This is a genomic window from Candidatus Eisenbacteria bacterium (genome assembly GCA_013140805.1).
In the GTDB taxonomy this organism is placed as follows: Bacteria; Eisenbacteria; RBG-16-71-46; order RBG-16-71-46; family RBG-16-71-46; genus JABFRW01.
Genome location: JABFRW010000049.1, coordinates 15,491 through 30,074, shown reverse-complemented (window position 1 = coordinate 30,074; position 14,584 = coordinate 15,491). Strand labels below are relative to the sequence as shown.

The 14,584-nt window shown below is 66.5% G+C and carries 14 protein-coding genes and 1 tRNA gene; 5 read left to right on the top strand and 10 right to left on the bottom strand.

From position 1 onward, the window contains the following. The 3 genes from HOP12_04605 to HOP12_04595 all read right to left on the bottom strand — a co-directional run. The coding region (locus HOP12_04605) for a dihydrolipoamide succinyltransferase (protein NOT33434.1) at nucleotides 1–308 on the bottom strand (308 nt) is incomplete at its 3' end. A 16-nt stretch (nucleotides 309–324) separates the two neighbouring features. Then, entirely contained in the window at nucleotides 325–3,180 is a 2,856-nt protein-coding gene (locus tag HOP12_04600; protein ID NOT33433.1) for a 2-oxoglutarate dehydrogenase E1 component, read from the bottom strand. 38 nt (nucleotides 3,181–3,218) lie between these two features. Continuing rightward, nucleotides 3,219–4,364 carry an exo-alpha-sialidase gene (locus HOP12_04595; GenBank protein NOT33432.1) on the bottom strand — a complete coding sequence of 382 codons (1,146 nt, stop codon included), beginning with the start codon at nucleotides 4,362–4,364 and terminating at the stop codon, nucleotides 3,219–3,221. Nucleotides 4,365–4,808: 444 nt separating this feature from the next. On the opposite strand from HOP12_04595, the gene HOP12_04590 reads away from it, so the two are divergent. The 5 genes from HOP12_04590 to HOP12_04570 are packed head-to-tail and all read left to right on the top strand — an operon-like array spanning nucleotide 4,809 to nucleotide 8,480. After that, complete coding sequence (locus HOP12_04590) at nucleotides 4,809–5,294, top strand: prepilin-type N-terminal cleavage/methylation domain-containing protein (GenBank protein ID NOT33431.1); 486 nt, start codon at nucleotides 4,809–4,811, stop codon at nucleotides 5,292–5,294. Continuing rightward, nucleotides 5,291–5,707: a prepilin-type N-terminal cleavage/methylation domain-containing protein gene (locus HOP12_04585; protein NOT33430.1), complete on the top strand. Its 417-nt coding sequence runs from the start codon at nucleotides 5,291–5,293 to the stop codon at nucleotides 5,705–5,707. Before HOP12_04590 ends, HOP12_04585 begins: the two co-directional genes overlap by 4 nt. A gap of 2 nt (nucleotides 5,708–5,709) precedes the next feature. Beyond that, nucleotides 5,710–6,567: a prepilin-type N-terminal cleavage/methylation domain-containing protein gene (locus HOP12_04580; GenBank protein ID NOT33429.1), complete on the top strand. Its 858-nt coding sequence runs from the start codon at nucleotides 5,710–5,712 to the stop codon at nucleotides 6,565–6,567. 8 nt (nucleotides 6,568–6,575) lie between these two features. Next, entirely contained in the window at nucleotides 6,576–8,237 is a 1,662-nt protein-coding gene (locus HOP12_04575) for a DUF4900 domain-containing protein (GenBank protein NOT33428.1), read from the top strand. Nucleotides 8,238–8,240: 3 nt separating this feature from the next. Continuing rightward, nucleotides 8,241–8,480, top strand: a complete 240-nt coding sequence (locus HOP12_04570; protein NOT33427.1) for a hypothetical protein — start codon at nucleotides 8,241–8,243, stop codon at nucleotides 8,478–8,480. A 109-nt stretch (nucleotides 8,481–8,589) separates the two neighbouring features. Here the strand turns inward: HOP12_04570 and HOP12_04565 are convergent, their stop codons facing one another. The 7 genes from HOP12_04565 to nrfD all read right to left on the bottom strand — a co-directional run bounded on the left by HOP12_04565 (nucleotide 8,590) and on the right by nrfD (nucleotide 14,544). Then, nucleotides 8,590–9,183, bottom strand: coding sequence for an iron-sulfur cluster assembly accessory protein (locus tag HOP12_04565; GenBank protein ID NOT33426.1), 594 nt, complete (start codon nucleotides 9,181–9,183; stop codon nucleotides 8,590–8,592). Between the two features lie 19 nt (nucleotides 9,184–9,202). After that, nucleotides 9,203–10,738: a 4-alpha-glucanotransferase gene (gene malQ / locus HOP12_04560; protein ID NOT33425.1), complete on the bottom strand. Its 1,536-nt coding sequence runs from the start codon at nucleotides 10,736–10,738 to the stop codon at nucleotides 9,203–9,205. Between the two features lie 28 nt (nucleotides 10,739–10,766). Beyond that, nucleotides 10,767–10,852, bottom strand: a tRNA-Leu gene (locus tag HOP12_04555). 69 nt (nucleotides 10,853–10,921) lie between these two features. Further along, a complete protein-coding gene (locus tag HOP12_04550) occupies nucleotides 10,922–12,178 on the bottom strand; it encodes a hypothetical protein (GenBank protein ID NOT33424.1) in 1,257 nt (418 codons plus the stop codon). Further along, entirely contained in the window at nucleotides 12,175–12,741 is a 567-nt protein-coding gene (locus tag HOP12_04545; protein NOT33423.1) for a cytochrome c, read from the bottom strand. Before HOP12_04545 ends, HOP12_04550 begins: the two co-directional genes overlap by 4 nt. After that, nucleotides 12,734–13,279 carry a DUF3341 domain-containing protein gene (locus HOP12_04540; protein ID NOT33422.1) on the bottom strand — a complete coding sequence of 182 codons (546 nt, stop codon included), beginning with the start codon at nucleotides 13,277–13,279 and terminating at the stop codon, nucleotides 12,734–12,736. The genes HOP12_04545 and HOP12_04540 overlap by 8 nt, the downstream gene beginning before the upstream one ends. After that, nucleotides 13,276–14,544, bottom strand: coding sequence for a polysulfide reductase NrfD (gene nrfD, locus HOP12_04535; GenBank protein NOT33421.1), 1,269 nt, complete (start codon nucleotides 14,542–14,544; stop codon nucleotides 13,276–13,278). Before nrfD ends, HOP12_04540 begins: the two co-directional genes overlap by 4 nt. Nucleotides 14,545–14,584: the final 40 nt, after the last annotated feature.

Here is a 14,584-nt window from a genome sequence, read left to right as displayed (position 1 = left end):
GCCGTCACTGGCGCCGCCGGCACTGGCGCCGCCGCCGGCGTGGGTGGCGCGGGTGGCGTCGCCGGCATCGCGCCGCTTCCCGCTTCGATGCGTCCGATCACGTCGTCCACATGGACGGTCTCGCCGACCGCGCGGGCGTGCTTGAGCACTCCCGGGCCAGGTGCGGCCAGCTCGACCGCCGCCTTGTCGGTCTCGAGTGTGGCGATCGGCTGATCCATCGCGACCGTCGCGCCGTCCGGCTGCAGCCACTGCACCAGCACCGCCTCCGAGATCGACTCGGCCAGACGCGGCACCTTGATTTCACTCACTCCACGCCTCCTGTCGTCATCCGTTCTCGCGGCGCGCCCGGCGCGCCCGTGCGGTTCCGTCGCGAGCCGTCGAAGTGGCGCGCGGTCGCAGCGCTCCGACCTCGCACAGCGCGCGATCGAGCAGCTCCCGCTCCTGCTCGACGTGCATCGCGTAGTAGCCGGTCGCCGGAGTCGGCGCGGCCTTGCGCGCCGCGAGGCTCAGCGTCGCGCCGGTCGGCAGCACGTCCTCGAGCCGATGACGGATGGCGCGCCACGCGCCCATGTTCGCAGGCTCTTCCTGGACCCAGCGCAGGTCGCGTGCATTCGGATAGCGAGCGAACACCTGCCCCAGCTCCTCGCTCGGGAATGGATAGAGCTGCTCGAGACGCACCAGTGCAACATCCGACAATGCGCGCGTCTCGCGCGCAGCCTGGAGCGTGTAGAAGAACTTGCCGGAGGTCAGTAGCACGCGACGCACCGCCTTCGCGTCGCCGCCATCCGGATCGTCGAGGACATTCTGGAATCCGCCGTCCGCGAACGCCGCGACCGGCGAGACCACCCGCTTGTGCCGCAACAGACTCTTGGGGCTCATGATCACGAGCGGCTTGCGGAACCGGCGCTGGAGCTGGCGCCGCAGCGCGTGGAACAGCTGCGCGGGCGTGGTGAGGTTGCAGACCTGCATGTTGCCGTTCGCGCACAACTCGAGGAATCGCTCGAGACGCGCGCTCGAGTGCTCCGGTCCCTGGCCCTCGTAGCCGTGCGGCAGCAGCAGCACCAGCCCCGACATGCGCCGCCACTTGGACTCGGCGCTCGCGATGAACTGGTCGATATAAACCTGCGCGACGTTCGCGAAGTCGCCGAACTGCGCTTCCCACACCACCAGCGTGTGCGGATCCGCGGTCGAATAGCCGTACTCGAATCCGAGGCATGCCGCTTCGTTGAGCGGCGTATCGATGAGGTCGATGCGGCCCTGTGACTCCGCGAGGTGCTGGAGCGGAACGAAGCGATGCCCGTCGTTCTGATCGCGCGGCACCGCGTGCCGGTGGCTGAAGGTTCCGCGCCCGGTATCCTGCCCGCTCATCCGCACGTTGCGCCCGTCGACCAGCAGGCTCCCGAGAGCCAGCGCCTCGCCGAGTCCCCAGTCGATGCGATCGGCCTCGAACATCTCGCGCCGATCGGTCGCGAGCCGCGCGATCTTGGGATGCGGCGCGAAGCCGTCGGGAAACCGCGTGAGCCCGTCCACCACGGCGCGCAGCCGCTCGCGCGCCACCGCGGTGTCGGCGCTCCAGTCGTCGCCTGCCCACTCGAGCCCGCTCCATGCGCCGGCCGGAGTCGTGGGCGCCTGGTAGGGATCGGCGCTGCGGGCGCGCTGGTGAGCGGCCTGGAGCCCGGCATCGAGGTCGCGCTCGATCGTCTGAACCGCCGCAAGGTCGAGCACCCCTTCGGCGACCAGGCGCTCGGCGTAGCGGCGAGATGCCGGGACGTGACGAGCGATGGTCCGATACATGGCGGGCTGCGTGAAGGTCGGATCATCCAGCTCGTTGTGCCCGTGCCTGCGGTAGCAGATCAGATCGATGATCAGATCGCGCTTGAACCGCATGCGGTAGTCCACCGCGATCGCGATCGCGTGCACCGCCGCTTCGGGATCGTCGCCGTTCACGTGCAGGACCGGGGCGCCGATCACGCGCGCGAGATCCGTGCAGTAGCGCGAGGAGCGCTGGTGCCAGGGCGAGGTCGTGAAGCCGATCTGGTTGTTCACCACCACGTGAACGGTGCCTCCGGTCTCGTAGGACGGCAGCGGCGCCATGACGAGCGTCTCGGACACCACCCCCTCGCCGGCGAACGCGGCGTCACCATGGAGCAGCACCGGAATTCCACGGTCGCGGCCGGCGTCATGCATCAGGTCCTGGCGCGCGCGCATCGAGCCGAGCACCACCGGATTCACGAACTCGAGATGGCTCGGATTGAAGTTCATGTCGACGTGGATCGAGCGTCCGCCACGCATCTCCCGCACGCTCGAGTAGCCCATGTGGTACTTCACGTCGCCATGCCCGGTGACGTCCTGAGGCGCGAACGACGCCTCGAACTCCGAGAAGATGCGCTCGTACGGTTTTCCCATCACCAGCGCCAGCACGTTTAGTCGTCCGCGATGCGGCATGCCCATCACGATCTGCTCGACTCCACGGTCCGACGCGCGTTCGAGCAGCGTGTCGAGCATCGGAATCAACGCCGCCGCGCCTTCGAGCGAGAAGCGTTTCTGGCCGACGTACTTGACGTGCAGGAACTGCTCGAAGCCGTCGGCCGCGAGCAATCGCGACAACACCTGCACGCGCTCGTGAGGTTCGAGCGCCGGACGGTTGTGAGCCGCTTCCATGCGTTCGGCGAGCCACTCGCGCACCGTATCGTCCGGCACCTGCATGAACTCGACGCCGAGCGTTCCGCAATAAGTCGTCCGCAGCGCTTCGAGCAGACCTCCGTAGGTGCCGTCGAAGGGTCCCCGAAACGGAGCGCCGTCGCTCGGTCGTCCCAGGTCCTCGGTCGTGAGGCCGACGGCCGCGAGCGCCAGCAGCGGATGATCGCCGGGCGGTTCGGAGAGCGGATCGAGGCGCGCCACCAGATGCCCGAACTCGCGATAGGCGTTGACCAGCGCATAGGCCCCACGCTCGGCGTCGGTGCCGGCAACCGCGGGCGGTCGATGGCCCGCGAGGTCGAAACCCGCGAAGACCAGCGCCCACTCCGGCGTGACCGCGGCGGGATCCGCCAGGTAGAGGCGGTAGAGCTCCTCGACGTAGCCGGCATTGGCGCGCTGGGTCAGGTCGATACGTTCGGTCACGACGTCCTCTCGTGTCGCACGGCTGGATTCGCGCGCCTCACGCGCGCCACGGCCTCGCATCGGAGTTTCACGGGGCGGCAGGGTATCACGTCGACCGACTAGCGCAGGGGCGCGACCCCGACCTGCAATCGCGAGCGGGCCGCCGGATCGACCCATGCGAAGATCAGCCGCTCTCCGGAACGCGCGACGCGCATCACGCCGCTCGAACGGCGGCCCGGCACCGCAGCGATCTCGCGCGGTGCTCCGAGAAGGCCGTCACGCGAAACGCGGCGCGCCAGCCACCGCGCCCGTTCGTCGACTCCCTCGAGCCACGTCACGATCGCATCACCTCCCGGCACTCCGACCACGTCGACGCGACCCAGCGCCTGCCCGAGATCGAGCCGCGATCGGTGCGCGAGCGTCGCTCCCCCGTCGACCGAGAACGCCGCCTGCACGCGAGGGGAGTCGGCAGCCGCGGAATACCAGGCGAGGAACAACCGTTCTTCGATCGCGTCGATCGCCGGACCGTTGACGGGGCAACCCTGAATCCGCCAGCCATCCGTCATCTGGGACTGCGGCGTTCCCCAGCCGGGGCCGATCTGGCGCCGGATCGAGACGTCCCGCACCTCGTCGAGGTCGCGGTCCCGATACGCCACCACCGCTCCATAGAAAGACGCGGCCACGCTGGTCGCGCAGCAGTCGCATACCCGCGCATCGACCTGCGATTCACCCGAGATGCGTCCCAGCGAGTCGATGAATGCACTGCGCAGCGCCGTGTCGTACTCGCCCTCTTCCTTCCCCACACCGGCGCGGCCATCGAGCCATACAATGCGAGCCCCGCCGGGTTCTGCGGCAAGCGAAACGAATCCGTGCTCGGTGGGGCTGCGATCGTCGTGAACCGTGACCGGAGTGGTCCAGCGGAGGCCCCCATCGGTCGAGACCGCCGCGCGGACGTGCGAGGCGTGCAGACTGCCCGGAGCGCGCCACGGCCATGCGAGCACCAGGCGACCCTCCACCGGGGCGAGCAGCGCCGGGAAGTCGGCACCGTTCGCGATCAGCGACTCGCTCTCGACCACGGTGGTCGGCACCGACCACCGACCGTTCGCGAGCGAAGCGACGCGGAGCCGGCGCTTCACACTGTCGACCGGCTCGATCCAGCTCAGGTAGATCGTTCCCCCGGGCGCGACCGCCAGATCCGGCTGGCCGGCGAGTGCGGCGGCCGGCGGGGCGACGCGCTTGAAGCCGGGGTAGCGCGTGACCCGCACGGAGGCAGTTCCGGCCCCGGAAGCCGTGGCCGGGAGCAGGACCGCGACCGCTATTAGTAGAGCGAGCCGTGAGGCGCGCTCCTGCCACCAGGGCGCTGGGCGAGTGACGATCGGTCGGGACACGGGCGGGGACGATAGCAGGACCGCACTTCGCCGTGAATCCGACCTCCTCGAGTGCCGATGAATCCAGCCAGCGACGGGGTGATTCCCCATGCCTCTCCGGCTCAGCGCCGGCGATCGGGACCGGGCGATGCGCACGCGAGAATCGTGCAGCCGGCACTCGGCGCTCTGCGGCGCGGACTTCGGAGTGCCCGCGCATGGCGAAAACCCGCGCGTTCGCGGGGCGCAATACGATTCCGAAGATGGGCCCGATTCATGCAACTGCCAAGGCAGGATCTTCCCGAATGCCTCGGAATGGCATTCCGATCGACGCAGGAGGTGTTCGTGTCCAGTTCGCGCGGCTTCACTCTGGTGGAGCTGATGGTGGTGCTCGTGATCGCAGGAGTCCTGGTCGGCTTCTCGATGCCGGGAGCGATGAAGTATCGAAGCACCATGACCCACGTGAAGGCCCGGCAGATGGTGCGCGAGGACATCATCAGCGCGCGTCAGTCGGCCATCACGCGTCACGTCCCGGTCTACGTCCGGTTCGGTACGCCGCCGACCAACACGAACATCACCTCGTATCGTATTCACATCGACACGAACGGCGATGGCGCCGTCACGACCGGCGAGCTGAACGACCTTCGCAATCTGCCGAGCGGCACGCGGCTGTCGCTGGTCTCGCTCACACCCGTCGACACGATCGCATTCATCACCACCGGCTTGCTGCGCCCCGGAACGGGCGGTGGCCAGCTCATCGTCAACAGCCCCTCTTCGGGCCGCACCGACACGCTGCTCGTCTCGGCGGCGGGAATGGTGTACGTGCCATGACCCAACTCACACGGATTCCGAAGCGCCGACTCTCGCCGCAGGCCGGGCTCACGCTGGTCGAGACCATGGTCGCGGTACTGGTGTTCTCGATCGGAGCGCTGGCCCTTGCGCTGGTGATTCCGCTCGGGGTGAACCGCATCACCAAGACCGGCCAGCAGTCTCGTGCATCGTCGCTCGCTTCACGCATCACCGAGGACTTGCTCTCGACTTCGTTCGACGATCCGCTCCTCGACGACGGCAGCCACACCGACACCAACAATCCCTACCCCGGCAGCTACTTCGTGAGCTGGTCGGTCCAGGACAGCCTGCCGATCAACGGCTGCAAGAAGATCCTGCTTGAAGTTCGTCGCGGGGGGCTGACCGGTCCCGTGCGCGCCCGTACCACCGCGGTCGTGGCCTCCTCGGGGACCTGATCATGAACCTCAACCACGCCTCTACGCGCAACGACGCACGCGGCTTCTCGCTGGTCGAGATGATGATCACGCTCTCGATGCTCGCCGTGATCATGCTGATGCTCTACGCCACTCTGTTCGGCGCTCAGAACGCCGCCACCGAGACCACCCGGCGCGCCTATGCACGCAACTCGGGCCGCGAGGCGATTCAGCTCATCGAGCGCGATCTGCGCATGGCCGGTTCGGGCTGGGGCACGCTACCCGTGCAGATCTCGAACAACGGTGCTGCCGGAACGCTCGGCGCCATCACGCCAGGGCCTGCCAGCGGGCAGAGCGACTCGCTGCGCATGCTCGGGACGTTCGGCTCGCACTCGGTGCTCAGCACCGCCATGGCGAACGCGGCCGCGACCACCACCGTGGACTCGATCGGTGGGTTCAACGCCGGCGACTTCTTCGTGATCACGAACGGCATCGTCGCGCACCTGTTCAACGTGACGTCCGTCAACACCGGAACGCGCCAGCTCGCGCATGCTACCAGCTCCAGCTGGAACGTCGCCGGCGGGCACGCGCAGTTCCCGGCCGCTCCCGGTTATCGAGTCGGCACCGACGTGTACGAGGTGACTCAGATCGCGTACCGCGTCGACTCCCTGAACTATCGCCGTCGCACACTGGTGCGCCAGGAGAACGGCGGCATTCCGCAGATCGTCGCCTACGGCGTCGATTCGCTGAAGATCTGGTATCGCATGCGCGACGGCTCTATCACGCGCAGCCCTGGCCAGATCATCGACATTCGCGAAATCGTTCCGATTTTGTACACCCGGTCGGGCAAGAGCGCACGTCTGGATTCCACCTGGACGTACGTTCACCCGCGTTCCTTCTAGGAGGAGATATGAAGCGTCACGAGATCGTCGGGCCCCGCAGCGAACGCGGTGTCGCGCTCGTCACAGCGGTGCTCTTCGTCTTGCTCGCGGCGCTGGTGGCCGGGACTTTTCTGGCGACCACCACGCGCGAGCAGTCCGTCAGTTCGAGCGTGCACGTCGCCAAGGCCTCGCTTTACTCGGCCGACGCGGGTGTGCGCACCGCCCAGCAGATGCTGGCCAATCTCGGCCAGGCCAAGATGGAGAGTCTGGCCACGCTCCGCGTCGCGAACGGCAATGTTGGTCCGGTGATCCCGGCGCCGAACAGCGTGTTCCCGACCGGCAGCATGTCGATTTCGTCGAGCAGCGACCCCAAGTTCACGGCCAGCACCTCGATCGCGTGGGCGGATAGCGACCTCACCGATACGGCTCAGGTCTTTAACTATCGCTACCGAATCACCTCGACCGGTCAGTTCGGTGCGCGCGGTGTGCGTGCGGTCGAGACCACGGGGCTCCTGCGCCTCTCGGCAGGTCGCGGAACGTTTGCCGACTACCTCATGTTCACCGACATCCACACCACCTCGAGCGGGACCGGCGTGTGGTTCAACTCGTCCACGCGCATGAATGGCCGCGTCCACACGAACGGCATCTTCCGCTTCGCGCTTCAGCCGCAGTTCACGGACCTGGTCTCGAGCGTCAATGCGCAGGCCTGGTACAACAACAACGGTTCTGCCATCTCGCTGGCCGCGAATTCGAATGGCAGCGTCGACGTGCCGCAATTCGGCGGCGGATTCCAGCGCGGCGCAGGCACGATCGCGCTGCCGACCACGTCGTTCCTGCAGCAGAATGCGACGCTCGGTCAGGCCACACCCAGCAGCTCGACCGGGCCCACGAACGCACAGCTCAACATGGCGTTCTCGGGATCGACCAGCGGCAGCTCGCCGGCGGATGGTATTTACCCGGTGACGAATGGAACGAGCGCCCTGGTGGGCGGTATCTACATCAAGGGCAACGTCAATTCAATGCGCATGTCGGTGAACGGTGGCGGCCATCAGGTCTACACCATCGTTCAGGGCAGCACCACCAAGACCATCACGATCAATCGCGCGGGTCCGAGCACCACGATCGTCACGAACAGCGGCACGCCGGTCGTCTACACCGGGGTTCCGAGCGGCTCGATCTTCTGCAGCGGCTCGATCAGCGACTTCGGCGGCCCGGACCGTGCCGACGTCGATGACCCGCCGATCGCGGGTCTCGCCGACAACAATCAGACCACCATCACCGCGGCCGGCGACATCGTGATTCAGTCCGACGTCCTCGCGAGCGACTACGACGACGGCAACTCGGTGCTGGGCATCTATTCGAACGGCGGCAACGTGAGAATCGGATCCAGCGCTCCTCCGAATCTGCACATCGACGCATTCCTGATGGCGACCGGAAGCAATGGGCAGGTGACGGTCGACAACTACTCGAGCCGCAGCCCGAGCGGAGATCTCATCCTGCGAGGCGGCATGGTCTCCAAGTACTACGGCGGATTCGGAACCTCGAACCAGAGCACCGGCGTCCGGCTGTCCGGCTACGGGCGACTCTTCAGCTATGACCGTCGCGGCATCACGCCTCCGTTCTACCCGCAGACGCCTGCATTCAACGCGGACGTGCCGTCAGCGCAGATGCTGGCCTGGAAGGAGCTGTAGTCGATGAGCCGACAGGCATGGACGGCCTTCGGGCTGGCGGCAATCGTGACGGTGCTCGGCGCCATGATTCTGATCCTCGGGGCGACCAAGCGGGCGCCGACGATGGCGCCCGAGGCATCGGCGGTCGCGGCCTCGCAGCTCGATCTCAAGGGATGGGGAATCGAACCGAACGCGAAGAAGCAGCCGGTCGCCAGTGCGGATTCGGGCGTGAACTACGAGATCCGCGGGCGGATGACCGACTGACGTAACGAGTGCGATCGAAGCAGCGAAACGAACGGGACCGCGACGAGTCGTCGCGGTCCCGTTTCGTTTTGATCACATCCGGCACTCGGCTCCCGGGCTCGAGGAGCCGTCAGGCGAGCGGCGAGCTCCCCTTCTCGGCGGAAGCGAAGAACGGATTCGCCCCCGCGGCGTGGTCGGTCGCATCGATGATTTCGACGATCTCCGGAACCGCTTCGCGCAGCCGCTGCTCGATGCCTTCGCGCAGCGTGACCTGCGCCATGCCGCAACCCTGACAGCCGCCGCCGAGCGACAACCGCACCACTCCGTCGGTCACGTCGATCAGCGTCACCACGCCCCCGTGGCTCGCGACCGCAGGATTGATCTCGGTCTCGAGAATGCGCGCGATGCGGGCCGCGAGCGGGTCGGTCCACGGCGAGTTGGGATTCTCGATCTTGAAGCCGCTCTCCATGAGTGTCTCGACGAAGTCGACGGCGGCGCCTCTGAGTCGCGTGAGGCTGTGCGGATCGACGTAGATCTCGAAACCGTTTGCGTCCACGACGGTGTCGTCGTCGCGACGCTCTTCGGGTCCCACGAAGCCGAGGCGGTACTGCCAGCCGACCGGCCCGCGCCCGTCGATCGCGAAGCGCAGGGCGAGGCCGCGCCGTTCCTCGGCCGCGAGCAGTTCGAGGATCTTGGCGTGTGCGCGTTCGGTGAACGTCACCATGGTCGGTTCCTCCACGAAGTCATCCGGCACGCCTCGAGGATAGGTCGGACGATGCGCCCGCGTCCACGGCGCGGCGTCCATAGAGACTCGCCAGTTCGCGCAGTCGCTCGCGTGGGGCCGCGCCGAAGCGATCCGCGGTGAAGCGCCAGGTCCAGTTGCCGGCCGGGCGGCCCGGCAGGTTCATGCGTGCTTCGGCACCGAGGTCGAGCACGTCCTGCAGCGGCACGATCGCGGTCGTGGCCACCGAGCGAAACGCCTCACGGATCAGATCCCATGCCACGTCGTGCGCATCGGTCGCCAGGTAGCGTCGCAAGCGGTCGCGCGTCGACTCTTCGGCCGCGGCGAACCAGCCGCGCGTGGTGTCGTTGTCGTGCGTGCCGGTGTAGACGACGCGTTGTGGCACGTGACGGTGCGGTGCGAACTCGTGATCGTCGGCCTCGAAACCGAACTGCAGCACGGTCATTCCCGGAAGTCCCCAGCGATCGCGAAGCTCGAGCACTTCGGGCCGCACGTCGCCCAGGTCCTCGGCGATCAGCGGCAGCCCGCCGAGGGCGTCTCGCATCGCACGGAAGAAGTCGTCGCCGGGCCCGGCGACCCAGCGCCCGTGCTCGGCGGTGGCGGAGTCGGCCGGCACTTCCCAGTAAGTGTCGAATCCGCGGAAGTGATCGAGTCGCACCAGGTCCACCAGCTCGAGCACTGCGCGCAGACGCTCCACCCACCAGTCGTAGCCGCGCGCCTCGAGCACGTCCCAGCGATAGAGCGGATTCCCCCACCGCTGGCCGGTGGCGCTGAAGTAGTCGGGCGGCACGCCGGCCACGATCGAAGGCTGCAGCTGCGCATCGAGATGGAACAGTTCGGGATGCGCCCACACGTCGGCGCTGTCGTGCGCAACAAAGATCGGCACGTCGCCGACGATCGCGACTCCGGCCGCGCGTGCCTCCTCGCGCAGTCGGCTCCACTGGCGGAAGAACGCGAACTGGCGGAAACGCTCGGAACGCAGCTCACGCGCCAGTCGAGCTCGCGCGACGGCGAGTGCGGCGGGTTCACGGCGCGCGAGTTCAGGCGCCCAGCGGGTCCACGCATAGCCGCCGTACTCCCGCTTGAGGGCCGCGAATAATGCGTAGTCGTCGAGCCAGTGGTCCTGCGCCTCACCGAACGCTTCGAATGCGCCACGCAGTGCCGCCGGAGGCGAGGACTCGAAGCGCTCGAAGGCGCGGTCGAGAAGCGCAGACTTGAACGCGATCACCGGTCCGAAGTCCACGTGCGAGAGCGGAAACGCCGGGGTGGAGTCGAGATCGGCAGCGGTCAGCAGGCCGTCTTCGCGCAATCGCTCGGGGCTCACCAGCAACGGATTTCCGCCGAACGCCGAGAAGCACTGATAGGGCGAGTCGCCGAATCCGGTCGGCCCGAGCGGCAGCACCTGCCACAGCGAGAGACCCGATTCGGCGACGGCCTGAACCCAGCGCGATGCCTCGGGTCCCAGATCGCCGATGCCGAAGCGTCCGGGCAGCGACGTCGGGTGCAGCAGCAGACCACCACGGCGGAGCGGATTCATGTGCCGCGAGAAGTACCACAATGAAGCGTGGTGCCGGGAGCAGGACTCGAACCTGCATGGGCGTGAGCCCTGCGGATTTTAAGTCCGCTGCGTCTGCCATTTCGCCATCCCGGCACTCACCAACGAAAACGCCCGGTCCCGTGAACCGGGGCCGGGCGTCAACTGCGCGACGAATCGTTCGCGCTAGTGCCCGTGCCCCTCGGATGCCGCTAAGACGTCGATCACCTTGACGCACGGGAAGCGGGTGAGGAATCCCTGAACCGCCCAGCCGAACAGCCCCATGAATCCGATCCCGATCCCGATCTCCGGCAGGCCCAGCCACACGCTCTCCGGGTGCACCGAGGGCATCACGATCACGTGGCGTTCGAGCCACACGCCCGCCATCACGTTGAGCGTGAACAGCGTCATCCAGAACGGGCTCGACTTGGTGGCCTTGTTCATCAGTCCGAAGAACGGAATCAGGAAGATCAAGGTGAAGACCGTGAACGACAGCGTCCGCCACGGCTCCTCGAACCGGATGAACACCCACCACGTCTCCTCGGGCATGTTCGCGTACCAGATCGGCAGGTAGTGCGACCAGAACGTGTAGACCCAGAAGATGCAGAAGCTGAACATCACCTTGCCGATGTCCCAGAAGTGATTCGGCGTGATGTAGCTCTCGAGCCGGTACTTGGAACGCACCTGCGCCGCCACGAACGCGGTCATCGCGACTCCGGTGTTGAACGCGGCGGCATAGACGAACCAGCCGAACATGCCGCTCGCCCAGTTCGGCGTGATCGACATGAAGAAGTCCCACGCCATCACGCTGTAGAGCACCGCGAACAGCAGCGCGATCTGCGGCGACTGATGGGCGACTTCGTGGCGATAGCGGTCGCGCTCCTGCGCATCGCCGCGCCAGCCTTCGGCGAGCTTGTCGTAGGTCGGCTTGAGCGACGGCGCGACGTAGGCCTTCAGGTGTTGCGCGTCCATGCGAAGCGAGTTGTTGACCAGGCGCCGCGCCAGCCACCAGAACAACAGCAGCCCACCGACCGAGCGGATCCACAGGAACGGCAGGTTGAGATAGGCGGCCTGACGCGGATTCACATCGTGCGCCCACGGCATGAGCTGCGGCACGCCGCCGATCAGCAACACCACCAGCGTCGCGATACCGAGCGGCAGGTAGGCCGAGAACGACTCGCCGATGCGCATGATCGGTCCGCCCCAGCGACCGTTCGTCAGGCGAATCGCGGAGGCCAGCACCACCCCGCCCATCGCGACGCCGAGCCAGAACATCGTGTTGATCAGCCACGAGGCCCAGCCGCGTTGCGGGTTCGTGAACAGCAGGAATCCGAACGAAGCCAGTCCGATCACGAAGCACGCGATCCACAGCTGGCGCTTGCGGGCGTTCGGCGTGACCGGGAGCTTCGCTGCGATGTCTTTGAGGATCGCCTCGTGGCTCATCGGGAAGTCGTCTTCTGGCGATGCCGGATGAAGTTCACCAGGTCCCACGCTTCGTGCGCGGTGACCGACTGGCCATAGCGCGGCATGACTACGCCGCCGTGACGGATGTAGGCGTAGATGAAGCCGTCGGTGCGTCCGCGCGTCGCCTCGCCGAGCAGATCGGGCGGCGGCATGAACGCCGCGGCGACCGGCCCGTCGGCCGCCATGTCGGAGCCGTGGCAGGGCACGCACATCTTCTTGTAGACGGCGTCGCCGTTCGCGATCGACAGCTCGGTCGACTCGATCGGATTGCGCAGCCGCGCCGAGACCGCCTCGCGGTCGGCCTCGAGTGCCAGCGGATCCACTCGATCGCCCCAGCCGGTGACCGGAATCGTGAGCGAATCGGGACCCTGCGTGTAGAACTTCTGCGGTGACAGCGCCACCGTGCGGCGCATGTCGCGGATCGGCGCGTATTTCAGCTGGGTGAGACTGGTACGCACGTCCTTGATCCCCTGCTGCACACTGCCAAGCGACCACACCGTCAGCACGATCGCCGAGACGAACGATCCGAGCAGTTTAAACATGGACCTGCACCTCCTCGGCACCCTGGCCGCGCATCATTTCGCGCACCTTCTCCTGGGTCTCGCCGGAGCACGCGACCCACAGCCCGATCCGGTCTTCCTGGAAGCGCGGATCGTAGGGAGCCACCGCGCGCACTTCGGGCAACCGCGCGAGCGCCAGCATGCCGAGCAGCGTCGAGAGTCCCGCGAGCAGGATCATCGACTCGTAGGTGACGATCATGAACGCCGGCACCGAGATCAGCTCCTTGCCGCCCACCACCAGCGGCCACGACGTCACGGTGTAGAAGCACAGCGCCATGCCACCGGTGAATCCGAGCACTCCGCCCGAGAACGTGATCCAGCGGATCAGCGACGGGCCCTGCTCGAGTGCCGCCTCGATCTCGTGGTGCGGAATCGGCGAGAACACCTGCAGATGCTTGTGCCCCGCCTGCCGCAACGCATGGACGGCCGCGGTCGCATCGTCGACGTACTCGTAGATCCCCATCACACCGTGGAACTTGGGCGGCGGCGGGAAGATCAGCTTCATGAGCATGTTCATCATGACGGCTTTCTCCGCTTCGGCACCGGCAACGTCTCTTTGATCTCGGCGATCGAGAATGCCGGCAGCACCCGGATGAAGATCAGGAAGAACATGAAGAACCACGCGAACGAGCCGGCGATCAGCGCGCCTTCCGCCCACGACATCTTGTAGGGGATCCAGGTTGCGGGATCGAACGAGCGGTACAGCGAGGTGACGATGATCGTGAAGCGCTCGAACCACATGCCGACGTTCACGAACAGACACAGCACGAACAGGATCGTCATGTTGCGACGGATCGGCTTGAACCACAGCGACAGCGGGATGATCACGTTGCAGCTGAACATGATCCAGAACGCCCACCAGTAGTGCCCGAACGCGCGATTCCAGAACACGTCGCGCTCGTAGTGATTCGGTCCGTACCACGCCACGAAGAACTCGGTCAGGTACGAGTAGCCGACCATGGTCGAGGTCAGCAGCACCAGCTTGGCGAGCTTCTCCATGTGCTCGAGCGTCACGATGTGCTCGAGCTTGTAGACCCTGCGGATCACGACCAGCAGATTGATCACGAACGCGACGCCCGAGAAGATCGCGCCGGCCACGAAGTAGGGCGCGAACAGCGTGCTGTGCCAGCCGGGGTTGAGCGACATCGCGAAGTCCCACGACACCACGCTGTGCACCGAGAACACCAGCGGGGTGGCGAGTGCTGCGAAGAACAGATAGGCGCCGTAGAAGTGCTTCCACTGATAGTTGGCGCCGGTCCAGCCGAACGACATGGCGGTGTACAGCAGCTTCATGAGCGGGTGTTTGGTCCGGTCGCGCAACGCCGCGACATCGGGAATCAATCCGACCAGGAAGAAGATGCTCGAAACGGTCAGGTAAGTGTTGACCGCGAAAACGTCCCATTCGAGCGGCGAGCGCACGTTGGTCCAGATCTGGCGCTGATTCGGATACGGGAACAACCAGTAGTCGAACCACGGACGGCCGGTGTGGATGGCCGGGAACATCGCGGCCGTCAGCACTCCGAACACCGTCATGGCTTCCGCGACGCGGTACACCGCACGCCGGAAGTGCGATCGGAACAGAAACAGCACCGCTGAAACCAGCGTGCCGCAGTGCGCGATGCCGACCCAGAACACGAAGTTCGTGATGTCGACCGCCCACATGACCGGGCGCATGAAGCCGGTGGTGCCCCACCCGTAGTAGATCAGATTGCGCACCGTGATCAGCGCGATCGCGAGCACCGCCAGATCGAGCAGGAACACCGCCCACCAGATCTTGCCCGGCATGCTGATGAGCCGCAGCACGTCGTCATTGAGCTGACGCGCG

Bases quoted from the DNA above. Each gene is read 5' to 3' on its own strand.
- HOP12_04580 (NOT33429.1), top strand. From the start codon at position 5,710: ATGAACCTCAACCACGCCTCTACGCGCAACGACGCACGCGGCTTCTCG.
- HOP12_04565 (NOT33426.1), bottom strand. From the start codon at position 9,183: ATGGTGACGTTCACCGAACGCGCACACGCCAAGATCCTCGAACTGCTC.
- HOP12_04545 (NOT33423.1), bottom strand. From the start codon at position 12,741: ATGTTTAAACTGCTCGGATCGTTCGTCTCGGCGATCGTGCTGACGGTG.
- HOP12_04540 (NOT33422.1), bottom strand. From the start codon at position 13,279: ATGATGAACATGCTCATGAAGCTGATCTTCCCGCCGCCGCCCAAGTTC.
- HOP12_04575 (NOT33428.1), top strand. From the start codon at position 6,576: ATGAAGCGTCACGAGATCGTCGGGCCCCGCAGCGAACGCGGTGTCGCG.
- malQ (NOT33425.1), bottom strand. From the start codon at position 10,738: ATGAATCCGCTCCGCCGTGGTGGTCTGCTGCTGCACCCGACGTCGCTG.
- HOP12_04585 (NOT33430.1), top strand. From the start codon at position 5,291: ATGACCCAACTCACACGGATTCCGAAGCGCCGACTCTCGCCGCAGGCC.
- HOP12_04600 (NOT33433.1), bottom strand. From the start codon at position 3,180: ATGCGAGGCCGTGGCGCGCGTGAGGCGCGCGAATCCAGCCGTGCGACA.
- HOP12_04550 (NOT33424.1), bottom strand. From the start codon at position 12,178: ATGAGCCACGAGGCGATCCTCAAAGACATCGCAGCGAAGCTCCCGGTC.
- HOP12_04570 (NOT33427.1), top strand. From the start codon at position 8,241: ATGAGCCGACAGGCATGGACGGCCTTCGGGCTGGCGGCAATCGTGACG.
- nrfD (NOT33421.1), bottom strand. From the start codon at position 14,544: ATGCCGGGCAAGATCTGGTGGGCGGTGTTCCTGCTCGATCTGGCGGTG.